Source organism: Halomonas sp. GT (genome assembly GCF_002082565.1).
Lineage (GTDB): Bacteria > Pseudomonadota > Gammaproteobacteria > Pseudomonadales > Halomonadaceae > Vreelandella.
In genome coordinates, this window is sequence record NZ_CP020562.1 from 538,033 (window position 1) to 560,147 (window position 22,115).

General features: G+C 54.0%; 23 protein-coding genes. 14 read left to right on the forward strand and 9 right to left on the reverse strand.

The genetic code is table 11. From position 1 onward, the window contains the following. Positions 1 to 65: 65 nt before the first annotated feature. Together accA and tilS are read left to right on the forward strand one after the other, a co-directional pair. A complete protein-coding gene (gene accA / locus B6A39_RS02555) occupies positions 66 to 1,022 on the forward strand; it encodes an acetyl-CoA carboxylase carboxyl transferase subunit alpha (RefSeq protein WP_083007833.1) in 957 nt (318 codons plus the stop codon). Continuing rightward, on the forward strand, positions 1,003 to 2,289 hold the full coding sequence (tilS, locus tag B6A39_RS02560; RefSeq protein ID WP_083001010.1) for a tRNA lysidine(34) synthetase TilS: 1,287 nt from the start codon (positions 1,003 to 1,005) through the stop codon (positions 2,287 to 2,289). Before accA ends, tilS begins: the two co-directional genes overlap by 20 nt. Here tilS and ppx read toward each other — a convergent pair. After that, complete coding sequence (ppx, locus tag B6A39_RS02565) at positions 2,270 to 3,805, reverse strand: exopolyphosphatase (protein ID WP_083001015.1); 1,536 nt, start codon at positions 3,803 to 3,805, stop codon at positions 2,270 to 2,272. The genes tilS and ppx overlap by 20 nt on opposite strands. Before the next feature lie 467 nt (positions 3,806 to 4,272). On the opposite strand from ppx, the gene rho reads away from it, so the two are divergent. From rho to B6A39_RS02595, 9 genes are all read left to right on the forward strand, one after another. After that, positions 4,273 to 5,532: a transcription termination factor Rho gene (gene rho / locus B6A39_RS02570; protein ID WP_009724159.1), complete on the forward strand. Its 1,260-nt coding sequence runs from the start codon at positions 4,273 to 4,275 to the stop codon at positions 5,530 to 5,532. 69 nt (positions 5,533 to 5,601) lie between these two features. Then, positions 5,602 to 7,095: a 4-hydroxy-3-polyprenylbenzoate decarboxylase gene (ubiD, locus tag B6A39_RS02575; RefSeq protein ID WP_083001017.1), complete on the forward strand. Its 1,494-nt coding sequence runs from the start codon at positions 5,602 to 5,604 to the stop codon at positions 7,093 to 7,095. A gap of 41 nt (positions 7,096 to 7,136) precedes the next feature. Further along, complete coding sequence (locus B6A39_RS02580) at positions 7,137 to 7,916, forward strand: FAD-binding oxidoreductase (RefSeq protein WP_083001019.1); 780 nt, start codon at positions 7,137 to 7,139, stop codon at positions 7,914 to 7,916. A gap of 66 nt (positions 7,917 to 7,982) precedes the next feature. Beyond that, positions 7,983 to 8,111 carry a hypothetical protein gene (locus B6A39_RS19125; RefSeq protein ID WP_264177150.1) on the forward strand — a complete coding sequence of 43 codons (129 nt, stop codon included), beginning with the start codon at positions 7,983 to 7,985 and terminating at the stop codon, positions 8,109 to 8,111. Positions 8,112 to 8,209: 98 nt separating this feature from the next. Next, positions 8,210 to 8,341 (forward strand): hypothetical protein, encoded by a 132-nt coding sequence (locus B6A39_RS19130; protein ID WP_269747974.1) that lies wholly within the window; start codon positions 8,210 to 8,212, stop codon positions 8,339 to 8,341. Positions 8,342 to 8,487: 146 nt separating this feature from the next. Beyond that, positions 8,488 to 8,664 (forward strand): hypothetical protein, encoded by a 177-nt coding sequence (locus tag B6A39_RS18960; protein ID WP_198036751.1) that lies wholly within the window; start codon positions 8,488 to 8,490, stop codon positions 8,662 to 8,664. Between the two features lie 3 nt (positions 8,665 to 8,667). Beyond that, positions 8,668 to 9,747, forward strand: a complete 1,080-nt coding sequence (locus B6A39_RS02585; protein WP_083001021.1) for a 3-deoxy-7-phosphoheptulonate synthase — start codon at positions 8,668 to 8,670, stop codon at positions 9,745 to 9,747. Positions 9,748 to 9,836: 89 nt separating this feature from the next. Beyond that, positions 9,837 to 10,349 carry a DUF3087 family protein gene (locus B6A39_RS02590; protein ID WP_083001023.1) on the forward strand — a complete coding sequence of 171 codons (513 nt, stop codon included), beginning with the start codon at positions 9,837 to 9,839 and terminating at the stop codon, positions 10,347 to 10,349. A 160-nt stretch (positions 10,350 to 10,509) separates the two neighbouring features. Continuing rightward, positions 10,510 to 11,250 carry an MliC family protein gene (locus tag B6A39_RS02595; protein ID WP_083001026.1) on the forward strand — a complete coding sequence of 247 codons (741 nt, stop codon included), beginning with the start codon at positions 10,510 to 10,512 and terminating at the stop codon, positions 11,248 to 11,250. Positions 11,251 to 11,280: 30 nt separating this feature from the next. Here B6A39_RS02595 and B6A39_RS02600 read toward each other — a convergent pair whose 3' ends face one another. Next, complete coding sequence (locus B6A39_RS02600; RefSeq protein ID WP_083001028.1) at positions 11,281 to 12,351, reverse strand: metal-dependent hydrolase; 1,071 nt, start codon at positions 12,349 to 12,351, stop codon at positions 11,281 to 11,283. 77 nt (positions 12,352 to 12,428) lie between these two features. Between B6A39_RS02600 and B6A39_RS02605 the strand changes: the two genes are divergently transcribed. From B6A39_RS02605 to B6A39_RS02615, 3 genes are read left to right on the forward strand one after another with little or no spacing between them, the layout of a single operon-like run. Continuing rightward, complete coding sequence (locus tag B6A39_RS02605; protein ID WP_083001030.1) at positions 12,429 to 12,878, forward strand: DUF411 domain-containing protein; 450 nt, start codon at positions 12,429 to 12,431, stop codon at positions 12,876 to 12,878. 18 nt (positions 12,879 to 12,896) lie between these two features. Beyond that, positions 12,897 to 13,337 (forward strand): lactoylglutathione lyase, encoded by a 441-nt coding sequence (gloA, locus tag B6A39_RS02610; protein WP_083001032.1) that lies wholly within the window; start codon positions 12,897 to 12,899, stop codon positions 13,335 to 13,337. A 45-nt stretch (positions 13,338 to 13,382) separates the two neighbouring features. After that, positions 13,383 to 13,814 carry an META domain-containing protein gene (locus tag B6A39_RS02615; protein ID WP_198036776.1) on the forward strand — a complete coding sequence of 144 codons (432 nt, stop codon included), beginning with the start codon at positions 13,383 to 13,385 and terminating at the stop codon, positions 13,812 to 13,814. Positions 13,815 to 13,843: 29 nt separating this feature from the next. On the opposite strand, the gene B6A39_RS02620 is transcribed toward B6A39_RS02615, so the two are convergent. The 7 genes from B6A39_RS02620 to B6A39_RS02650 all read right to left on the reverse strand — a co-directional run bounded on the left by B6A39_RS02620 (position 13,844) and on the right by B6A39_RS02650 (position 22,115). Further along, complete coding sequence (locus tag B6A39_RS02620; RefSeq protein ID WP_198036777.1) at positions 13,844 to 15,046, reverse strand: FAD-dependent oxidoreductase; 1,203 nt, start codon at positions 15,044 to 15,046, stop codon at positions 13,844 to 13,846. Then, positions 15,046 to 17,190, reverse strand: coding sequence for an FAD-dependent oxidoreductase (locus tag B6A39_RS02625; RefSeq protein ID WP_083001038.1), 2,145 nt, complete (start codon positions 17,188 to 17,190; stop codon positions 15,046 to 15,048). The genes B6A39_RS02620 and B6A39_RS02625 overlap by 1 nt, the downstream gene beginning before the upstream one ends. Positions 17,191 to 17,266: 76 nt before the next feature. Then, positions 17,267 to 17,899 carry a TIGR04282 family arsenosugar biosynthesis glycosyltransferase gene (locus tag B6A39_RS02630; RefSeq protein ID WP_009724174.1) on the reverse strand — a complete coding sequence of 211 codons (633 nt, stop codon included), beginning with the start codon at positions 17,897 to 17,899 and terminating at the stop codon, positions 17,267 to 17,269. Continuing rightward, positions 17,889 to 18,563, reverse strand: coding sequence for a TIGR04283 family arsenosugar biosynthesis glycosyltransferase (locus B6A39_RS02635; protein ID WP_083001040.1), 675 nt, complete (start codon positions 18,561 to 18,563; stop codon positions 17,889 to 17,891). Before B6A39_RS02635 ends, B6A39_RS02630 begins: the two co-directional genes overlap by 11 nt. A gap of 19 nt (positions 18,564 to 18,582) precedes the next feature. Then, positions 18,583 to 19,218: an ATP-binding cassette domain-containing protein gene (locus tag B6A39_RS02640; protein WP_083001043.1), complete on the reverse strand. Its 636-nt coding sequence runs from the start codon at positions 19,216 to 19,218 to the stop codon at positions 18,583 to 18,585. Further along, positions 19,215 to 20,897 carry an ABC transporter permease gene (locus tag B6A39_RS02645; protein WP_083001045.1) on the reverse strand — a complete coding sequence of 561 codons (1,683 nt, stop codon included), beginning with the start codon at positions 20,895 to 20,897 and terminating at the stop codon, positions 19,215 to 19,217. Before B6A39_RS02645 ends, B6A39_RS02640 begins: the two co-directional genes overlap by 4 nt. Next, entirely contained in the window at positions 20,898 to 22,115 is a 1,218-nt protein-coding gene (locus tag B6A39_RS02650) for an ABC transporter substrate-binding protein (protein ID WP_083001047.1), read from the reverse strand. It lies immediately after the preceding gene.

Sequence of the window (22,115 nt, forward strand, 5' to 3'; positions counted from 1 at the left end):
TGCCCCTTATACATGCCCGTTTCGACAAGGCTTCTTTTTTTATAGGCAGCTTACAGGCAGAGCCGATGAATCCTAACTATCTCGATTTTGAACAGCCCATTGCCGAGCTTCAGGCAAAAATTGAGGAGCTGCGTTTGGTCAGCTCCGATAGCCAAGTTAATCTCTCCGATGAGATATCTCGGCTGGAAGAGAAAAGCCGTAAGTTAACCGAATCGATCTTCAAGGATTTAACGCCCTGGCAGGTTTCCCAGATATCTCGCCATCCGCAGCGCCCTTATACGCTGGATTATCTTGAGCATATTTTTACTGACTTTGATGAGCTTCACGGCGACCGCAACTTTGCCGATGATGCAGCCCTTGTCGGAGGCGTCGCGCGTCTGAATGATCAGCCGGTGATGGTCATTGGGCATCAAAAAGGACGAGATGTTAAAGAGAAAGTACGTCGCAACTTTGGCATGCCGCGCCCAGAAGGCTACCGTAAAGCCTGTCGCCTAATGGAAATGGCTGAACGCTTTAAAATGCCCATTCTAACCTTTATCGATACGCCTGGGGCTTACCCAGGGATCGATGCGGAAGAGCGCGGTCAGTCGGAAGCCATTGCGTATAATTTGGCAGTGATGTCACGCCTGAAAACACCGATTATCTCCACCGTAGTGGGGGAAGGGGGTTCTGGTGGCGCGCTGGCGATTGGTGTGTGCGACGAGCTGCATATGCTGCAGTACTCCACCTATTCGGTTATTTCTCCGGAAGGCTGTGCGTCTATTCTTTGGAAGAGCGCTGAAAAAGCATCTGACGCCGCCCAAGCCATGGGGATCACTGCTGAGCGTCTCAAAGAGCTTGGCTTTGTTGATGAGCTAATTAAAGAGCCGCTGGGTGGTGCTCATCGTCATCCGCTGACAACGGCTGAGCGCGTTAAAGAGGCTTTGGCTAACAGCCTGGAACGCCTGCAAAGCTATGATAGCGATGCGCTACTAGAGCGCCGCTATAAACGGTTGATGAGCTATGGCGCCCCAGCCGCCTAGGCCGCTTTTACGCTTACTGAATGACGCCCTGGCGGAGACCCCGCCGGGGCGTACTATTTGGGTAGCGCTTTCCGGTGGGCTAGACTCTTCGATGCTGCTGACGTTGGCCGCTCAGGTTTGCCGGGACGCACGTCGTCCGCTGCGGGCGATTCATATTAACCATGGCCTACAGGCGGCAGCCAGCGCCTTTGAAGCGCATTGTCAAACGCTGTGCGATACGCTTGGTGTATCACTAGTAACGGCAAACGTTGCTGTGGACGCTCAGGGCGAGGGCATAGAGGGGGCGGCGCGGCGAGCGCGCTACCAGGCGTTCATGGCGCATATTCCCGCTGGCGATACGCTATGGCTAGCCCAGCACCAAGATGACCAAGCCGAGACGTTACTGCTGGCCGCGTTGCGCGGCAGTGGTGTGCGTGGCTTGGCGGGCATGCCTTTTCGCCGCGAGTGGCAGGGGCTCACTCTGCTGCGGCCCTGGTTGAGTGTCAGCAGACAGACGTTGGCTGATGCCGCGCAAGGATTATCAATCAGTTGGTGCGAAGACCCGACAAACCGAGACATCGCGTTTGATCGCAATCGCTTACGTCATCAGGTGATGCCAGCATTACAGCTACGTTGGCCTGGCGCTGCACGAGCCCTTGCCAACAGCGCCCAGCATGCCGGTGAGGCAGACCAGCTGTTGGAGGCCTATGCCGCGGAAGAGCTGGCAACGCTGATGCGCGGAGAGTACTGCATGGATGCTACGCTGCTTAGTCAACGCCCCTTACCTCGCCAGCGGCTGCTGGTGCGTACGCTTTGTAAGCAGCTAGCGCTCCCAACACCCCCTCAAAAACGCCTTGAAAGCCTGCTTGCGCAATTAGATGCAGCGGATGACGCCCAGGTGAAGGTTACATGGCCAGGGGCAGACGCACGAATTTGGCAACGCCGTCTCTATCTCATGGAACTGCTTAAGCCGCTGCCTAAGTGGGAAACCGAGTGGGAGGGTGAGCCAGGGAAGATAACCCCCCTAGGCAGGCTGGAAGTAACACTGCAGCCGCCGCGCCGTGTAACGTTGCGTTGGCGACGTGGTGGTGAAGTGGTTGCATTAAAAGAGCGCGGACGGCGGGATGTTAAACGCTTGCTCCAAGAGCAGGGTGTGCCGCCCTGGGAGCGTGAGCGTTTGATTGTAGTGATGGAGGGTGATGTCTGCTTGGGCGTTATCCAACCGCCTGCCGAGGTATTGTGGCAGGCTGAAGGCGTCGTTCTTGCCTCTATACGACTGAAAACGTAAATCCAACCGCTGTCATATAGGCTTGTTCCTGCTCCATATCAGTACTTAACAGTGTCGGTTCATCGCTGGGTGGTAGCGTCATCATCAGCGCCTCACCCTCGGCGTTAATTTCTGGTAGCGGCGGGGCATTTTCAGACCGGGAGTGATTAATAAGCACGGCCAGGCGCAGCAGGCGAGCAAGCTTAGCACAACCTTCCTGATGGGAGGCCGGCAGAGCCTGCCACTCTTTCGTTGGAAACTTGCGTCGATGGGCGCGCACTAAAAACGCTAGTAAACGCTGCTCAGGGCGCGAAAATCCAGCCAAGTCGGAATGTTCTAGCAAGTAGGCGCCATGGCGATGAAACTGGCTGTGAGAAATAGCCAAGCCAATTTCATGTACATGGCTTGCCCAGACAAGATAGTGGCCTTGCTCTTTTGTTAATCCCCAGGATTTTTTTACTTCATTGAATAAACGAAGGGCAGTGTCGGCGACATTTTCCGCCTGCCGAGAATCAACATCGTAAATCCGTTTCAATGCATCTAGGCTTTTAGAGCGAGTATCTTCTGCACTATTTCGCCCCGCCATGTCATAAAGCACTCCTTCGCGCAGGGCTCCATCCGCAAAGCGCATTTGGGAAAGATTAAAGGCTTCAAAAATAGCGTTTAAAATGGCAATACCTGCCGGAAAGACTTTTGCTCGATCAGGTTTTAGGCCATCTAACTCAACTTTATCGAGCTGTTTGCATTTTAATAGACGCTCACGCAGTTTTTTCAATCCACTCCGGGTAATAACACCCTCTTGGGGCGAATCGCCATAAGCATATAGCACACTGGCGGCGGCTTTTATCGTTCCGCTAGAACCCACTGGGTCATCCCAGCCAAGGCGTTGATAGGGGCGCTGAATGTTGGCCAGTTCTGACAGCGCTGCTAGCTCAGCCCGACGCATACGCTTTTCGCTAAGTTCGCCATCAGGAAAGAAGCGGCTGCTGAAGGTGACGCAGCCCATGCGTAAGCTCTCAAGCGCTTTGGGCTCGAAGGCTTCGCCAATGATAAATTCCGTCGATCCGCCACCAATATCAACAATTAAACGGCGGCCAGTTTCGGCTAGTGCGTGGGCGGCCCCTAAATAAATAAGCCGGGCCTCTTCGCGGCCAGCAATAATTTCGATGGCGTGTCCAAGCTGCGCTTCGGCACGCTCAATAAACGCCTGACTGTTATAGGCATCACGCAATGCATTCGTACCAACAATGCGAAGATTGGCATCTTCAATGCCGGTGAGAAACGGTGCAAAGCGCCCCAGACAGTCCAATGCGCGCTGCATCGCTGCTTCGCTTAAATAACCGTTCTCGTCCAACCCAGCGGCTAACTGAACCTTTTCACCCATCCTGGCAACGACTTGAAGGCGCTCATTTTGATAGTTGGCTACCAATAGGTGAAAGCTATTGGAGCCCAGGTCAATGGCGGCTAAGCGCTGCGGTTCAGTGTGATCCAGTTCAGCAGATGGCGCGGTGAGTGGGAGCGAAATTTCCTTGGGCATGGGCTTTCCTTCCTAGTGGCTATGCCAAGGTTGCGGTGCCTCATTAGTATTGTCAATTGTCAAAGGCTTGCGTTTATCGCGGGGCTTGACTACCATCGAACTACTGGCTTGATCCGAGTTAACTTGTTTGCCTATTAAACAGGCGTATTACTCGGGTATCCCGAGCAGTACGTATCCAAATGGCATCAGCCAGATGTCCAAGTCGTCAGATAACCCGCTGAAACAGCATTTTCTGTGCCGATCAGATTAACTAGTTTATTAGCACCCTCACGCTAAGCAGTCATTGATGCCGCTACTCCTTCATTGGCATTTGCTTCAAGACTGCCTAGCTTTCAGTATCTGAGTGTGTGCCTAGATGGGGTTCTGAACGCATCACTCGGCGCTTAGCCCTACTATTTAGGCCACGCCTCCTGTCTTATTCCCGGCGCTTGTCGCCCAGCTTTCATGAGCAACTTTCTAACACACCGATGAATCTCACTGAACTCAAGCAAAAAACCGTTCCCGAGCTGCTCGATATCGCCCGCGAGATGGGTATCGACAACTTAGCCCGTTCGCGCAAGCAGGACATCATTTTCGCCATCCTCAAAAAGCATGCTAAAAGCGGAGAGGATATTTATGGCGATGGTGTGCTGGAAATTCTTCAGGATGGCTTCGGCTTCCTGCGTAGCGCTGACAGCTCTTACCTCGCTGGACCGGATGATATCTACGTATCGCCGTCTCAGATCCGTCGTTTCAATCTGCGTAAAGGCGACTCCATTTCCGGCAAAATTCGCCCGCCTAAAGAAGGTGAGCGCTATTTTGCCCTGCTCAAAGTTAGCCAGATCAACTTTGATCGTCCGGAAAATGCCAAGCATAAGATTCTCTTTGAGAACTTAACGCCGCTGTTTCCAGACGACCGGATGCGCATGGAGATCGGTAATGGTTCCACCGAAGATCTAACAGCGCGCATCATTGATCTGACTGCGCCGATTGGTAAAGGTCAGCGTGGTCTATTGGTGTCACCCCCCAAAGCGGGTAAGACACTGATGCTACAGAACATCGCGACGTCTATTACGCGCAATAATCCTGAGTGCCATTTGATCGTATTGCTGATCGATGAGCGTCCTGAGGAAGTGACCGAGATGTCACGCACCGTGCGTGGCGAAGTGGTTGCCTCGACCTTCGATGAACCACCCGCCCGCCACGTGCAGGTTGCCGAAATGGTTATCGAAAAAGCCAAGCGCTTGGTAGAGCACAAGAAAGATGTGGTGATTCTACTCGATTCCATCACCCGTCTGGCGCGTGCCTACAACACCGTAGTACCAAGCTCCGGCAAAGTGCTAACGGGTGGTGTGGACGCTCATGCCCTCGAGAAGCCGAAACGCTTCTTCGGCGCTGCACGTAATATCGAAGAGGGCGGTAGCCTGACGATTATTGCCACTGCACTGGTCGATACTGGCTCGAAAATGGACGAAGTCATCTTCGAAGAGTTTAAGGGCACCGGCAACATGGAAGCGCACCTTGATCGCAAGCTGGCTGAGAAACGCGTGTTCCCCGCGATCAATATCCGTCGCAGTGGTACCCGTCGTGAAGATCTACTGGCATCTGAAGACGAAATGCAGCGCATGTGGATTCTTCGCAAGCTGCTCAATCCGATGGAAGACACGGCTGCTACAGAGTTCCTCATTGACCGTCTGAAAGATACCAAGACGAATCTGGAGTTCTTTGAAGCGATGAAGCGCCGCTAGGCGCTGCATTACGGCCAAGTACGAGCGACAAATGTCTGACCGCCGGAGAAGTGCCTTGAGGAGAGTGCCTTGAAGTACCACGACTTGCGCGATTTTATTGCGGCACTTGAAGCGCAGGGTGAACTTAAGCGAATTAAAGCAGAAGTTGATCCTTATCTGGAAATTACCGAAATTTGCGACCGGACATTGCGTGCCGGTGGCCCTGCACTGCTGTTTGAAAATGTGAAGGGTCACGACATGCCGCTGCTGGGCAATCTATTTGGTACGCCAAAACGGGTTGCGCTGGGCATGGGGCAAGACTCGGTAGAGGCGCTGCGCGAAGTGGGTAAGCTACTGGCGTTTCTAAAAGAGCCCGATCCGCCCAAAGGGTTAAAAGATGCCTGGGACAAGCTGCCGATTTTCAAGCAAGTGCTAAGTATGGGGCCAAAAATTGTCAAGCGGGCCCCGGTACAAGCGCTATCGTTTGAAGGCGATGAGGTTGACTTAGATCGTTTGCCGATTCAGCACTGCTGGCCTGGCGATGCGGCGCCGCTAGTGACTTGGCCGTTGGTGATTACTAAGGGCCCGCATAAAAAGCGTCAAAACCTAGGTATTTACCGCCAACAGAAAATTGCTAAAAACCGCCTGATTATGCGTTGGCTCTCTCATCGAGGCGGTGCGCTGGATTTTCTTGAGTTTCAAAAAGCGCATCCCGGTGAGCCATTCCCTGTGGCGGTGGCGCTGGGGGCAGACCCTGCAACAATTTTAGGCGCCGTCACACCGGTACCGGACTCTCTTTCTGAATACGCGTTTGCTGGGCTTCTTCGCGGTTCACGCACAGAACTTGTCAAGTGCGGACATGCTGACCTAGAAGTGCCTGCGTCTGCAGAAATTATTCTTGAAGGGTTTATTTACCCTGACGATATGGCGCCGGAAGGACCATTTGGCGATCACACCGGTTATTACAACGAAGTCGATCACTTTCCTGTTTTTACCGTTACGCGGATGACTATGCGCCGGGACGCGATATATCACTCCACGTATACCGGTCGCCCACCCGATGAGCCAGCTATTCTAGGCGTCGCGCTTAACGAGGTGTTTGTCCCGATCCTGTGTAAGCAGTTCCCCGAGATTGTCGACTTCTACCTGCCGCCGGAAGGGTGCTCCTATCGGATGGCCGTCGTGACCATGAAGAAGCAGTACCCCGGTCACGCCAAGCGCGTCATGATGGGGGTTTGGAGCTTTCTGCGTCAGTTTATGTACACCAAATTTGTCATTGTACTGGATGACGACGTCGACGCGCGTAACTGGGAAGACGTGATGTGGGCAATTACCACGCGTATGGACCCAGCACGGGATACTGTGATGGTGGAAAATACCCCCATTGATTACCTCGACTTTGCGTCTCCGGTGTCTGGGTTGGGTTCTAAAATGGGACTCGACGCCACCAATAAATGGCCAGGTGAAACGGATCGAGAGTGGGGAACACCCATCGTGATGGACGATTCAATAAAGACCCGCGTTGACGAGCGTTGGGACGAGCTGGGCATTGATATCCCGTTACCCACACCTCGCCACGGCTAACCAGTGGCGCAGGTCGGACGATTCTTCATAAAGAGGCTTTCATGAGCGCAAGCACGTCAACTTGCAAGACGTTAACCTGCCAGGTAACCGCCGTTGAGGATCTAAATCCTGACGTCTTTGGGGTGACCCTGGAAGGGCGGCCAGAGGCCATGCAGCATGCGCCTGGTCAGTATTTAGAGCTAAAACTAGATGATAACACCTGGGTGCCGTTTTCAATTGCCAGCGCTGAACGCGGCGATGGCATTATCGAATTGCATATTCAGCACTGGCCTGAGCGTGATAACTCTGCTCGCTTGAGAGAGCTGTTGCAGGTGGCCAACCAGTTGACCGTACGTTTACCCAGTGGTGACTGTGTGCTGGACGCCGAAAGCGAGCGCCCGCTACTGCTGGTCGCGGCAGGCACCGGTTTTGCACAGATGAAAGCCATTGTAGAAGCGACGCTGCGGCAGACGCCTGTTCGGCCTATTTCGCTATGGTGGGCAAACCGCGAGCACCGCGATCTCTATGCCGAAGACTTGGCCTGCGAATGGGCACAGCAGTTTGCAAATGTTGCTTTCCAAGCCGTAACAGAGTTTCCGCTTACCGAGCCGCTGGCAGTTGGTGAGCGTATATCACACCATCAAGGACGCATTGACCTTGTACTGGAAAATGCGCTTGAGAGCGAACTTGCAAAGGCTCAGTTGACACCCAGTGACTGTGATATTTTCCTATCGGGCTCGCCGGGGATGGTTTACGCCTGCGTTGATGTGTTAAGGCGGAAACACATCAGCAGTGAACGAATGTTCTCCGATGTATTTGCCTACGCTCCTCGCCCTCACTAAAATGATTGGCCGATGACTGAGGCACGGCATGTGCCAATAACCGATACCGATAAAAAGGAGGCTTTTATGGCCCACCATGACGACAATTTCAAAGACGAATCAGGTTTACTTTCTATTGTGCTCGGCGTTGTGGTCCTGGTTAGCATGAGCGCACTGCCAGCAACGATTGGTTGGATACAAGCATTTGGCGGCTGATGGTTGCCATTTTGTTTCTATGCAGGCAGGATTAAACATCCAGATGTCATCGTTTCCGATGAGCAACGCGAATTAGAATCGTAAATTAGGACGTAGCTATGCACACAGCACAACTTACTCACCACGTACAAGCAAGGCCGGTATCGGCGGCTAGTGCTTGGGCGTGCGTTGCTGCGTTCTTTTATGCTGCCTATTGGTTTAGCCACGGTGTGCCCCTGGCCGACCAGTAGCGTCGCGTCATCAGGCACACCGACTAGGTTGCCTGCCGCATGCAAAGAAGCCTCGGTTGGTAACCCAGCCGAGGCTTCTTTTGTTTTAACTGTTTATTTAGTTTAACTAGTCAGGTTTCACAGACATTTCATCAAGGAGCTGCATCATGATGTACCGCGCAAACTCTCTCGCTAATCTGCTCGCCAATGTTGCCAACTATATCGGTTATGGCTATGGCTGGCGATTTAGCGACGCGCGGTCGGTGCAAGCTGCCACCTCCGACCGTGCAAGCCAGGGTGGCAAGTTGTTGTTATCACGATGTCACACGCTTCCGGAGAGTTAAGTTATGAATGCCCATGTCAGTCCTGCTTGCACAACCTTGTCAAACCTAGCGTCATTAACAAATAGCCCCTCGAACTCATCGCAGCCATTGCCGTTGCCAGCAGAGCTACGCCGCAGTGTCGCTATCAATAACCAATTGGATGAGCAAATTGCCCGTCAGCGCCAAGCGGTTCAGCGCATCCTCAATGGTCAAGATAACCGCTTATTAGTGGTTGTGGGCCCTTGCTCAGTCCACGATCCAAAAGCTGCGTTAGAGTATGCTGATCGTTTGGCTGCGCTAAGCGAAGAAGTTAGCGAGCAACTATTACCAGTAATGCGTGTTTACGTAGAAAAGCCGCGTACCACCGTTGGCTGGAAAGGATTGGCATATGACCCTGGGTTAGATGGCCGTGGTGATATGTCAAAAGGCATCACTCTATCTCGTGAGCTTATGCACGCGGTTGCCTCACGGGGGTTGCCGGTGGCCACAGAGCTTTTACAGCCAATGCTAGCCCCCTACTTAGATGATCTGCTGAGCTGGGTTGCCATTGGTGCTCGTACCACTGAGTCGCAGTTACACCGAGAGCTAGCAAGTGATCTTGCGGCAGCAGTGGGGTTTAAAAATGCGACGAGTGGCGACGTTCAGGTTGCCATTGATGCAATGCAGGCAGCGGCTCATTCCCATCAGCGTTTCGCAATGGATAATGAAGGACGCCCGATCATGCAGGAAACGGCTGGTAACCCCAATACGCATGTGGTGTTACGAGGCGGTCATGGCGAGCCAAACTACCAGGCGCATCATGTGCGAGCAGCGGTGAATACTTTACGAGACGCCGGACAGAACCCTCGCTTAATGGTGGACTGCAGTCACGCCAATGCGCGCAAAGATCACCGACGCCAAAGCGAAGTGATGCTCGACGTGTTGGCGCAGCGCAAGGCAGGCGATGCAAACCTAGTGGCGCTAATGCTCGAAAGTTACCTGTTCGAAGGTAAGCAAGCGCTGTCGCCTAACGCGATGCGCTACGGTGTATCGGTGACCGATGCCTGCGTGAGTTGGGAAACCACTGAACGGTTGCTAAAAACCGCTGCTGATCGAATGAGTTAACCCCGTTATCTTCCAGCAGTTTGATAATCTCTTGTTTGCCCTGGCCAGCCCCGTATCATAAGAGACTACTTTTTATGATGAGGTTGGCCATGGTTTTCACCCTTGAGCAGCATAATCCCAGTAGTTACCAGCGCAAGGCGCGAATGATCAGTATTGCCATGGCAGGGCAATTAATTGTCTTCGGGTTACTTTTCTCGATGCTTTTAACCTCCGCTTTTGGCAGCAGTTTATGGCTCAATGGGTTAGGAGTTTTCCTTGGCTTGTTGGCAACCAGTGCACTGTTTGCGGTACTGAAGGATCGGCCGTGGATGACTGAAATGCGTTACGTATGGCAACTCAAACATCACCTTTCCCATATTAGCGGCTACTTACAACCACTGCGTCGGGGCGTGGAAGAAGATAACCGTGTGGCGCTGGATATTGTGACGTTTTACCATCAGGGCATGACGCAGCTTGCAGAACTTAACGGCCGTACTACCGATGATGATTCCGAACGCCTAGCTGAAAAAATGCAGATAAAGCTAAAGCGAGAAGAACTGGGGCTACCAGCCCAGGTTGACAGTTTTGATCCGCAGGACTTAAAAGCATTTAAGCGTCGCTAACTGAAGCGAAATTTGTTTATTAAGAAGAACGATGCCGAACGCTAAGTAGACGCCATTGACGATATCTAGATGATGAATGGCATTACAAAGATAGCGGTATGAATAGTAATCACGGTAACAATAATGGTAACAACAGTCATAACAACAGGGAGCAGGATGCATGACTTACTCATCTAATCGGTTAACTGGTTTAATTGCGCTGACTGCCGCGGTTGTGTTGTCTGGCTGTGCAAATACTGGGACAACACCTGCTGATTCTGCTGCTGGCGTATCCAAAACAACCGTGCACAGCAGTGCCCCGTTACTGCCTGCTGTTTTGTTTCCAGGCAGCGCGTCCCACTTTGACGCTTGGGAGTGTCAGCCTGCAAATCAGAACCTAGTGACTGCGGTGAACGACGATAACCTGCGTCTTTGGTCACTGCATGGAGCCTGGCGTTTACCGGAAGCGATTGTGGCAAGCGGTGCGCGCTATCAAGATGGTGAGATCAGCTTCTGGAACCGAGGCGATCAGGCGCAGGTAGAAACACCGCGTGGTCAGCTTCAATGTCAGCAAGGGCAGCGTCGAGCAGCAGCAACCCGTGCGGATCACCCCGGCGTGATGTTTCTAGGACGTGGTAATGAGCCCGGCTGGTCGATTGAGCTTGCCCATGACGCGCCGATGATGACCTGGACAACGAACTACGGCAGCGAGACGCAAACGATGCCCTATATGGTTAGCGTCATGGATAATGAAGCGGGTAGGGTGGTGATTGAGAATGCCAGCGCTAATCAGTTTTTCCGTGTACGTATTGAATCAGGCGCCTGTTTTGATGATATGAAAGGCCAGCCATATCCCGCCCGAGTCACATTGACCATCGGCGGGGAGCAGTACAAAGGCTGCGGCCAGGGTATTGCCCCTTAATTGGTGCGGCCTTTTGAACCCGCTGGTGTGTTAGCAACGGTAAAGGAAAGGCTCTACACGCCAGTGGGACTCGATAAAATCGCTAGCGCATAGGGCGGTGACGTTTCCTGTGGCTCTAACCGCGAGTCTTGAAAGTGTCGAAAGGCGAAGCCCGCGAGATGTGTCTAGTTCTTCGCTAACCTCCACTGGGCGCCAAAGGTCATCATCCCGCGTTGCCAGGGTAAAACTGAATGGATGAAACCCGGGAAAGCCAAGGCGAATATCCGTGGCGATCAACGTTTCCTGGCCATCAATCCACTGCGTGTCATAGCGTAAAAATGGACCAGTAAACCACGCCAGCCGTTGCCCTAGCGGCCCTGATAGCGCTGCTTCCTCAAGAGCGATGTTGCGCTTTATCGGTTCAAGTGTTGGCTCGCGCTGCCCATCAAATACGCTGATCAAACTCTCATAATAACGATCTTCGTCAATAACGGTGCTGCGCCAAAGTGCAATATTGAACGGGGTGGGTTGAATCAATACAGGGGCTGACTGCAATCCAGCGTCCGCTAATGCTGGCGCTAAGCGCTGCTCAACGCTCCACTTTGCGCCTGCCGCCAGTAGTAAATACATGCTGGATACTGCTAATCCGACTGTACAAGCCCTACGTACTTTTTTAGCAGCAATGGCGATAATCAGCGCTATCAATAGTGGCAGGGTATAAAAAGGGTCGATAATAAATACGATAGGCCACGCTGCAGGTGGCATATCTAGCGGCCAAAATAGCTGAGTGCCATAGGTGGTCAAGGCATCTAGTAGCGGATGAGTGATCAAAATGAGCGCAAAAAAGCACCACCATCTTCCCAAAGATATATCCCGGGCAGGCGCGAAACGGTTACACAGCAGCGCTAATAGTGTGGCTAACCCGGTGAGTACAAACAGCGAGTGGCTAAAACCGCGATGCTCTGTCACATTGGCCACGGCATCGCCATAGTCAAGCACTACGTCAAGGTCGGGTAAGGTACCGAGCAGCGCACCGATAAGCACGGCTTTACGGCCCAACCGTTTGCCCAACACAGCACCACCTATGGCGCCCCCAAGAGCTGCTTGTGTGATTGAGTCCACGAATATCTCCTTGGGGTGACCCCCGAATTCCAAGCAATTAATATATTATTATACAGATCTGTGAGGAGGGTGTTTGAATGTCACAAAATCGTCTAATTAAGTATTTTGCCATTAGTCTTCTTGCCACGTATTCGCTCAGCGCGTTAGCAGCACCTACTATTGATGTGCACAGTGACCCTAACTGTGGCTGTTGCAGTGCGTGGGTAAGCCACCTGGAAGAGGCTGGGTTTGATGTTAACCATCACCGTGACGACGACCTACGGTCTATCAAAATGGCCAACGGCGTTCCGCCCGAACTCGCTTCCTGTCACACGGCCATTGTTGAGGGCTACGTGATTGAAGGTCATGTGCCTGCGTCAGATATTCAGCGACTACTGGAAGAGCAACCAGAGGTCGTTGGGCTAACGGTGCCGGGCATGCCGCATGGTTCTCCAGGCATGGAAACAGGTCGAGTTGATGATTACGCTGTTCTCAGCTGGACCCGCAACGACAGCACCCCGACTATCTTTAGCGAATATACCCAGTAATGATGAAGGGAGAATGACATGCAGTTTTTGCACACCATGGTAAGGGTAAGCGACTTAGATGCATCGTTGAAATTTTACTGCGATCTTTTGGGATTGAAAGAAGTGCGCCGCAAAGAAAACGAAAAAGGCCGTTTTACGCTGGTCTTTCTCGCCGCGCCGGAAGATGAAGCGCGTTCAGAGCGCTTAACAGCACCAGAGCTTGAGTTAACCTATAACTGGGATCCAGAAGAAGTCGCCGGGGGGCGCAACTTCGGGCATTTGGCCTATCGCGTTGACGATATTTACGCGCTATGCAAAAAGCTTCAAGATAACGGCGTTACCATTAACCGCCCGCCGCGGGATGGGCATATGGCGTTCGTGAAGTCGCCCGACGGTATTTCTGTCGAGCTACTGCAAAAAGGCGATGCGTTGCCCCCTCAGGAGCCATGGGCGTCAATGGGAAACAGCGGAAGCTGGTAATTTGTCAATAAGGAGCATGAGACAGTGACGGTCAAATTTGGAGCAATGCTAGCCGGTGTGGCTACCGCACTATTAATCAGTGCCTGCAGCAGTACACCAGAGCAAGAGAGCCCGGCAGCGCCGGAAAGCGCGTCGCTGTCAGGCGCGATAGTCGATCAGCGTTGGAATTTGCTATTAGTAGGTACCGATGAGCGGGTATCGTTACCCGATACGCCATTCTTTCAAATTGGACGCGACGGCAGCGTGAGCGGCTCGGATGGTTGTAACCGATTTACCGGCAGTGTGGAGCTGGGTGAAAACCAACGTATCGAGTTTAGCCAGCTCGCGTCGACACGCATGGCTTGCCCCAATATGGAAGACGCCAAACGGGTAACAGATATGCTCGACACGGCCTATCGCTACCTAATCGACCACGATCGGCTGGTGTTTTTTGGACCAGATAGCCGCGTATTAGGCGGCTGGCGCGAGGCTAACTAAGCCTTCAGTTAGAACCTGGTCGCAGTTATCTAGTGCTTAAAAGGCGGATTGAAGCGAGCAATAAAGCGCGCATCAATCCGCTTTTTCCATTCCCATACCCAGCGGCCTGAGAAACCGATGGCACCTCTGCTGGCAATTGCATGCCCGTCGCCAGTACCTATTAGAGCCAGTACACGTTTTGGTGGCTTCCAGTTGACCAGCGGTTCATTGTGACAGGCGGCGCGCAGGTTATCCGCCAGCACTGGCCCCTGGCGCACGGCATAAACTCCGGCTTTGGGTAGTGGGGAAGAGTTCAGTGGAGAAGAGTACAGTGGCGATGAGTGCGGTGATGAGTTGAAGGCTGCGCAGTCTCCTGCGGCAAAAAGCCCCGGTTGGCCCGCTACCTCAAGTGTCTTATTTACCTGGATAAATCCCCGCTGATTCAGCGGCAGAGCGGTGTCTTGCAGCCAAGGCTGGCCTATGGCGCCGGTAGCCCACAGTACGATATCCGCGTCAATCAGTTCGCCTTTAGAGGTTTGGACGCCACCTGCTGTTAGCGCCTGGCCGCGGACACCGTGCAGCACCGTAATACCTGCCCGGCGTAGAGCTCGTTGGGTTAACCAGCGAGGTAGCCGACCCGCATCGGGTAACAGTGTCGTTGATGCGCTGACTAGCCTACCTTGCCAAGTAATATCTGAGCGTTGTTGACGAAGCTGCGTTAACACACTCATTAAGGTTTCGCAGCCTGCTGCGCCGCCGCCTACGCTTACTAGCTGCTGTGTAGAACCATGCGGGAACTGGTCGACTTTCTCTCTTAGCACTTGCCAGCGGTAGTGCAGTGAACTCAGCGGTCGCATCGCCAACAAGTAGGGGCCTTGTTCGCCATGCTTTTCGAGAAACGGCTGTTCAGGCAACCTTAAGGTAGAACCCACGTTAAATGAGGCCACATCAAAATGGATCGCCTCGCCGTTCGCTAGCGCTATCTGGCGCTTAGTGGGATCGAGAGCCGTTGCAGGCGAAGTGATTAAGCGAGCGCCAGCCCGTTGAGATAGCGCCGCCACGTCAATTTGTGTTTCGCGTAGCGAGCATTCCCCTGCCAGCCACGCTGGCACGCTGCCAGAATAGGCTGACAGGGCACTGTCGCTAACCACGGTGATAGCGATTGACGGATCTGGGTGCTGAGCAAAGGCTTCCAGCACGAAGGCATGGGCATGGCCCGCGCCAATCAGCACGAGGTCTTTCATGGAGGGCATCATTTTTCCGCGCCACGCCGCCAGCGGAAATACCTCTCCAACAGGGTGAGCATACGCTCGGGTTTGTGGGCATTTTTCCACACGCCAGCGGTGGCTTTGGCAGCTTCACCAAGGGTGGGATAGGGGTGGATGGTGCCCAGTAGCTTGTTAAGCCCCAGGCCATGCTTCATGGCGAGGGTGAATTCTCCTAGCCATTCTCCGGCGCTTTCAGCCACGATGGTCGCACCAAGGATTTTGTCCTTACCGGGCACAGTAAGCACCTTGATAAACCCGTCTGTCGCGCCCTCGGCAATAGCGCGGTCGCTTTCACTCATGGCATAGCGGGTGACTTCAAACGCCACGCCTTTAGCAATGGCCTCTTTTTCGTTGAGCCCCACCCGCGCTACTTCCGGCTGGATATAGGTGACGGCAGGCATAAAGCGATAATCTACTGTGAAGCTTTTTAACTCACCAAACAGTGCATTGACTGCTGCATGCCACGCCTGATGGGCAGCGGCATGCGTGAGTTGATAGGGGCCTGCCAGGTCGCCGCAGGCCCAAATGTTAGGCAGTCGAGTTTGGAGACGCTCGTTGAGTTCTAGCGTGCCAGTGTTGGTGGTGGTGATTCCCAGGGCTTCCAAACCCAGTCCTTCAACATTGGCTTGGCGGCCAACGCTGACGAGCAAATAATCAAATTCGATGGTGGTACGCTGGCCATTGTGCTCTACCACCAGTTGATGGCCAGGGCCATCTTGGCTTACTTCCAAGGCGTTGGCGCCGGTCATTACGTTAACGCCTTCCTGGGTGAGCGTGCGCTCCACGTGTTCGCCTACGTCTTGGTCTTCTCGGCCTAGCAACTGCGGAATACCCTCCACCAACGTGACCTGACTGCCCAGGCGGGCAAAACTCTGGCTGAGCTCGCAGCCAATTGCTCCGCCGCCCAGTACGACCAAGCGTTTAGGCAACTCCGTGAGTGACCACAGGTTTTCTGAGGTGAGCAGTGGTGCATGCTCGATGCCGGGAAGCGGTGGTATTCGGGGGCGCGCGCCAGTGGCTAGCACAATATGGCGGGCGGTCAGGGTTTTATCACCGATGTTGATTTCCCAAGGAGATATCAGGGTGGCATGTTCCTGATACACCTCAACGCCCAGTTTGGTGTAACGCTCGACACTATCGTGGGGTTCAATATCAGTAATGGCTTGGTGTACGTGCCCCATCACCTTGGCAAAATCAATATCTGGCTCGCTAGCGTTAACGCCAAAGCGATGTGCTGTACGTACTTCGTGGGCAGCGTGGGCGGCACGAATTAGCGCCTTTGAAGGTACACAGCCGGTATTCAGGCAGTCGCCGCCCATTTTGTGCTTTTCTACCAACGCCACTTTTGCTTTTACCGCGCTGCCAATATAGCTAGTGACGAGACCCGCCGAGCCGCCGCCGATGACCACAATGTCGTAATCAAAGCGGGATGGGCGCTTAAAACCACGATAGGCATTGCGCTTTTGTACTAGTAGCGCAATACGGCGAGCTATCCAAGGAAACACTGCCAGCAGCGCAAACGAGGCCAAAAGCCCAGGAGAAATAATACCGCCCAGGCTTTCAAGTTCACCCAATTGACCGCCCGCATTCACGTAAACCACGGTGCCGGGCAGCATGCCTAGCTGGCTTACCCAATAGAAGGTGACTGTTTTAAGCCGCGTTAGGCCCATCACCAGATTGATCATAAAGAAAGGGAATATCGGTACTAAGCGAAGGGTGAAAAGATAAAAAGCTCCGTCTTTATCAACGCCACGATTGACCGTATCGAATTGGCGAGGAAAACGCTTTTCAATCGGCTGTCGAAACAGGAATCGAGAAAGTAAAAAGGCTAGCGTTGCGCCGATGGTGCTGGCAAAGGAGATAATTAACAGCCCCCAACCGAGGCCAAACAGTGCGCCACCTAGCAGTGTGAGGAGTGTCGCGCCGGGTAGCGATAGTGTCGTCATAACCACATATACAGCAAAGAAAATGCCCGCAACCTGCCAAGGGGATTGCTGGAATGCAGCCTGGAAATCGCTGCGATAGGTTTGCAGGGTTTCCAAGGTGAAGAACGTATGGGCACCGCTCACGTAAAAGCCAAGCACGGCCAGTAGCAGCAAGGTGATAATCAGCAGGCGCTGACGGTTCATGGCAGGCTCCGTTAGGGCAAAGTGGTGGTAGAAACAGAACATTCGTTCAGTAACAGTGACGTAAAGAGCGGAATCCTTACAGGCTGTTTGCGTGCTTCAGTGTTTGTTGCCAGCGCTGCCAGTCTTCTGGGCGGTCAATATCCCACATGGTGTCGGGAAAGATGGCTTCTAAGGACAGCGCTTCAAGCCGCTGTCGAGTGACTTGGAGCACTTGCTCGGTTCCCCAAGGTATGTTCTTAAATAGGCTAGGATGATCGTCATGAGTGCCGATCAACCCATAGCCGCCGTCTTCGGCAGGTAAAATCACCACTGGCACGTCTTTAAGCGCTGCACTGCACTGCCTAAGCATCGCAACGGTGATACTAGGGCAATCAGTGCCCATCACCATTGATGGACCTTGAGTGCTATTCAGTGCATGACGTACGCGCATTCCCACATCGCCGTGAAGTTGAGCGGCGAGCGATATTCCGTAGTGAGCCTGTAGCTCCACAAACAAAGGGTGCTGATGCTCTAAGGAAGTCCATAATGTGACGTGTTGCGATCCCAGTGCTTGGCAGGCGGTGGCAACGCAGTGGCGAACCATGGTGGCATGGGCTTGCGCCGCACCTTCTGGCCCAAGGCAAGGAATTAAGCGCGTTTTCGCCTGCCCAGGCAGCGGCGCTTTGGCCAGCAGATGTAGATGGGGCTGCACTGGAGACTTAACGGGCATTGCGATACTCCTTGGCAAGTTGGGTGGCGCTGACACCGCGCCAGTAGCGGTAACGCAGCCGCCACATCAGGCAAATAGTTTTCCTGGCGCCGAACTGATCCCAGCGCCTGCCTGAGCTTATCACTTTGGTGCGTAGGCAGGCGGGGGGAGAAAGTGCCTTTAGGCGCTTGCTTAACTCGATATCTTCCATTAGCGGTTGTTCGGGAAAGCCGCCGACCGCTTCAAAAGACGCTCGGCGTAGGAACATGCCCTGATCGCCAGTGGCGATACCGCTTAGCCGTGAGCGTAGGTTCATCAGAATGCTAACGAGAGGCAGCCAGCGGCTTTTTCCCTCAAGGTGAATATCAAACCGTCCCCAGCAATTTGTGCTTAGCGATTGGAAGATCAGCTTGCAGGCCCCTTCAGGAAGCCGAGTGTCAGCATGTAAAAATAGCAGCGCCGCTGAGCGCGCGCTTTTTGCGCCGAGGTTCATCTGCCGTGCTCGGCAAGGGGCGCTCGTCAGTAGTGTATCCGCTAGCGGGGTGGCCAGCGCCACGCTGTCATCGGTACTCCCCCCGTCGACCACAATGATTTCCGCAACGGTCTCTCGCAGTGGCTGCAGCGCGGCTAGTGCCGTTTCAATCCCTGCAGCCTCATTCAGCATGGGGATCACAATGCTAAGCATAGGTGATTTCGCACCTGGGTTAGCCAAGGGCAATGATTGGTCCTCCGGCGGCATTGGCATCGGCTTCATCATGGGTGACCAGCAGGGTGGGCAGGCCTGCTTCCCGAAGCTGGCCGAACACTAGCGTACGCATCTCCTGGCGCAGTGCGGTGTCCAGTTTGGAAAACGGCTCATCCAGCAGCACGGCACGGGGCTGTGAAAGCAGCAGGCGCATCAGCGCCACCCTAGCTTGCTGGCCGCCGGAAAGAGTCGCCGGATCGCGGTTTTCAAAGCCCGCCAGCCCCACTTGATTCAACGCTTGGGCAACCTGCTGGCGTTTGTCGTTGGCACGGTGTGGCAGGCCAAAGCGACAATTCCCCGCCACACTTAAATGGGGAAATAGCATCGGGTCCTGAAACAGCAGGCCAATGCCACGCTGTTCGGCGGGCAGGGTATCTAGGCGTTTATCACCCAGATAGAGTTCACCTTGAGCCTGAAAGGCGGGGGACAAAAAGCCTGCCAGATAGGCCAGCAACGTAGACTTGCCTGAGCCGGAAGGGCCCATCACGGTTAATACTTCACCAGGCGCAATGTCACGGTGCATTGCCAGCAATGTTTCGCCTTTCAGCGTGATAGACATCTGTTTGATATGCAGCGTTTGAAGGTTGGGGGTCATGCAGCTCCTCGCATTTGGCGGCGTTTTGCCCACACAAGGCGGGGAATCATGAGTGCTAGGCTAAAGCCAATAAAAGGCAGCAGCGCCTGCAACAGCGCTAATACCGCCACTAGTCTTCGATTGCCGCCAGACGCCATGGCAACCGCTTCGGTAGTGATGGTGGGTACGCGACCACCCCCCAGCAGCAGTGTTGGCAAATACTGGCCAATACTCACGGCTAAGCTCACTGCGCAGGCGGTGAGTAGCGGGGCCAATAACAGTGGCAGACGCACTTGCCAGAAAGCTCGCCAGGGGGGAACACCCAGCGACAGTGCCACCTGTACCCAGCGTGGGTCCAGCCGCCGGTAGGACTCTGACAGCGATAAGTAGAGATACGGCACCACAAACAGCAAATGAACGGCCACTACCAAGGCGTGCTGAGGGCGGATGGCAATGCTTTCAGCGGCGACCACTAAGCCAAACAGAAAGGCTACTTGAGGCACAATGAGCGGTAAGTAAAGCAGCCATTGAGCACGCAGTGCAGGCAAGTGGTGGCGCGCTGCATGCTCCAATGTTGCCACGACCAGTACCGCGGCGATAAGTGTCGCGGCCAGCCCCACACTCAGCGTATTCATCAGCGGTGTTGCCACGCCGGGCAGAATGCGCCGCCAATGATCCAGTGTGAACGTGCCCGGCAGCGCATCCGGAAAACGCCAAAAGCCCGCCACCGAAAACAGGGCCAACCCGGCCAGCGCACTGATCGCTAGCAGCGTGACAGCTAGCAGCAGCGCACGGCCACTAAAGGCAATTGCCGTTGACCCTGATGTCCGCGAGCCGTTGGCCAACCAACGCTGACAGAGGCACTTGACCCCTTGTTCGCCAAGCCACCAGGTAAGCAGTGCCGCCAGGGTAACGCCGAGCTGTAGCACGGCACCGGCAGATGCCATAAATCGGCGGCTTAAATCGGGATCATTAAACCAGGTGAGCACCGAAACACTCAGCGTTGGTGGCAAGGTAGGGCCAAGAATCAACGCCATATCCACCACCGACGTGGCGTAGGCAATAACGGCATAAACTGGCAAGCGAATGAGAGGGTAAAGCGCTGGGAAAACGCACTTCAGCCAAGCAATGCCGGGTGCATAGCCCAGCGACCGCGCCAAGGTGACACGTTGTTCAGGGCGCAACTGAGGGAGCGTAGCTAAACTCATCAATAGCAAAAAGGGCACTTCTTTGAGTATCAGGCCCGCCATTAGCGCAAGCCCTAACGGGTCGTTGACGATCAGCAGGTCAGGTGGGCGCTCCCACCCAGTGAGTCCAGGAGAGACCCAGCGCACCAGCAACCCTGAAGGGGCAATCAAAAAGGCGAGCCCGAATGCCACGGCTGCGTGGGGAATGGCCAGTAGCGGTGAGACCATTCGCCGAATGGCGCGGTCAATCCAGGTTCCTTGGCTAGCTGCCAGGAACAGCACCACGATAAACAGTGCCACCAAGGTGGTGATCAGACCGCTAAAATAGCTCAGCAGTACGGAACGGTGGAGACCCGCACGCCCCCATAGAGCATGCCATGCTTCCAGATGAAACGTGCCCTCTCCGAGTACCGGTAAATAGCCAAAGGCAGGCAACAACACCATACCAAGCCCCACACTTACTGGAATAACCAAAAGTGCAATAAGCAGTATAGGGGCTAGCCGCAGGATCAATTAATTAACGCCATAACGCTTAAGCCACGCATCCTGTAGCGCCGTCATCCAGCTGGGGTGAGGTTCGGCCAGGGTATTGGAAAGTGCATCGGCGGGCAGAGCAGATGGGTGGCTTTCGCCTTGTTCGAAGAGCGCCTTGTCGTTTTCATCTAACCGACTGACTGCCAATACGGTGCGATCGCCCCACATGCTAAGCGACTGCTTTTGGGCTTGGGCTTCAGGTGAGAGCAGAAAGTTGGCTAGTGCCATTGCGCCTGCTTTATGGGGAGAATTATAGGGAATAGCGACAAAGTGAACGTTTCCTAGGGTGCCGCCTTCCAGCACGTAGCTGCGCACACTCTCTGGGAGTTCATACTCCATCACCGCGACGGCGGCATCTGTCGGGTAGAAGGAGAAGGCCACGCTGAGTTCACCATCGCTCATTAAAGTGCGAAGGTTAGGGCCTGATTCCGGGAAACTTCGGCCGCTGCGCCATAGGTATGGGTGTAACTCATCCAGATAATCCCACAATGGCGCAGTGATCTCCGCAAACTCCGCTTCAACCACTGGCGCATAAAGGGCGTCATCTTGATTCGATAATTCAATTAACGCCTGTTTTAAAAAGGTGCTACCGGTGAAATCGGGAATACGTGGATAGCTGAATTGGCCAGGATTATCTTTGGCCCACTCCAGTAAATCCGCAATACTTTGCGGCGGCGTTTCAGTTTGAGCGCTGTCGTAGTAGAAAGTGATTTGTGCTTTTCCCCATGGAGACTCATAGCCTTCAGTAGGCAACGTAAAGTCGGTAACCACTTCTGGGTTTTCATCTGAGTGAGTCAAGGCGAAGTTAGGCAGGGATTCGGCAAAGGGGCCAAATAAGAGGTCCTGTTCGCGCATGGCGGCGAAGTTTTCGCCGTTAATCCAGATCAGGTCGATGCGGCCATCATCCATGTTACCAGCCTGCTTTTCACCCAGTACTCGAGCAACGGCACTACCTGTGTCGTCTAACTTCACATGCTCTACATCGACGCCATACGTGGACTGCATTTGCTCGGACACCCAAGCGATATATCGGTTGGTGCGACTGTCACCGCCCCACGCGTTCCAGTAAATGGTTTGACCCTCGGCGGCTTGCAATACGGCATCCCAATCATTGGGATCTGGGGCAGCCATGGCGGGCAGCGCCAGTGACAACATGGCAGTGGCGACAGCGGTCATTAGGGTGGCGCGTGGTTTCAT

Bases quoted from the DNA above. Each gene is read 5' to 3' on its own strand.
- B6A39_RS02640 (WP_083001043.1), bottom strand. From the start codon at position 19,218: ATGACCCCCAACCTTCAAACGCTGCATATCAAACAGATGTCTATCACG.
- gloA (WP_083001032.1), top strand. From the start codon at position 12,897: ATGCAGTTTTTGCACACCATGGTAAGGGTAAGCGACTTAGATGCATCG.
- B6A39_RS02625 (WP_083001038.1), bottom strand. From the start codon at position 17,190: ATGAACCGTCAGCGCCTGCTGATTATCACCTTGCTGCTACTGGCCGTG.
- B6A39_RS02580 (WP_083001019.1), top strand. From the start codon at position 7,137: ATGAGCGCAAGCACGTCAACTTGCAAGACGTTAACCTGCCAGGTAACC.
- tilS (WP_083001010.1), top strand. From the start codon at position 1,003: ATGGCGCCCCAGCCGCCTAGGCCGCTTTTACGCTTACTGAATGACGCC.
- B6A39_RS19125 (WP_264177150.1), top strand. From the start codon at position 7,983: ATGGCCCACCATGACGACAATTTCAAAGACGAATCAGGTTTACTTTCT.
- B6A39_RS02605 (WP_083001030.1), top strand. From the start codon at position 12,429: ATGTCACAAAATCGTCTAATTAAGTATTTTGCCATTAGTCTTCTTGCC.
- B6A39_RS19130 (WP_269747974.1), top strand. From the start codon at position 8,210: ATGCACACAGCACAACTTACTCACCACGTACAAGCAAGGCCGGTATCG.
- B6A39_RS02650 (WP_083001047.1), bottom strand. From the start codon at position 22,115: ATGAAACCACGCGCCACCCTAATGACCGCTGTCGCCACTGCCATGTTG.
- ppx (WP_083001015.1), bottom strand. From the start codon at position 3,805: ATGCCCAAGGAAATTTCGCTCCCACTCACCGCGCCATCTGCTGAACTG.
- B6A39_RS18960 (WP_198036751.1), top strand. From the start codon at position 8,488: ATGATGTACCGCGCAAACTCTCTCGCTAATCTGCTCGCCAATGTTGCC.
- B6A39_RS02635 (WP_083001040.1), bottom strand. From the start codon at position 18,563: ATGCTTAGCATTGTGATCCCCATGCTGAATGAGGCTGCAGGGATTGAA.
- B6A39_RS02585 (WP_083001021.1), top strand. From the start codon at position 8,668: ATGAATGCCCATGTCAGTCCTGCTTGCACAACCTTGTCAAACCTAGCG.
- B6A39_RS02590 (WP_083001023.1), top strand. From the start codon at position 9,837: ATGGTTTTCACCCTTGAGCAGCATAATCCCAGTAGTTACCAGCGCAAG.
- B6A39_RS02630 (WP_009724174.1), bottom strand. From the start codon at position 17,899: ATGCCCGTTAAGTCTCCAGTGCAGCCCCATCTACATCTGCTGGCCAAA.
- accA (WP_083007833.1), top strand. From the start codon at position 66: ATGAATCCTAACTATCTCGATTTTGAACAGCCCATTGCCGAGCTTCAG.
- B6A39_RS02595 (WP_083001026.1), top strand. From the start codon at position 10,510: ATGACTTACTCATCTAATCGGTTAACTGGTTTAATTGCGCTGACTGCC.
- B6A39_RS02620 (WP_198036777.1), bottom strand. From the start codon at position 15,046: ATGCCCTCCATGAAAGACCTCGTGCTGATTGGCGCGGGCCATGCCCAT.
- rho (WP_009724159.1), top strand. From the start codon at position 4,273: ATGAATCTCACTGAACTCAAGCAAAAAACCGTTCCCGAGCTGCTCGAT.
- B6A39_RS02615 (WP_198036776.1), top strand. From the start codon at position 13,383: ATGCTAGCCGGTGTGGCTACCGCACTATTAATCAGTGCCTGCAGCAGT.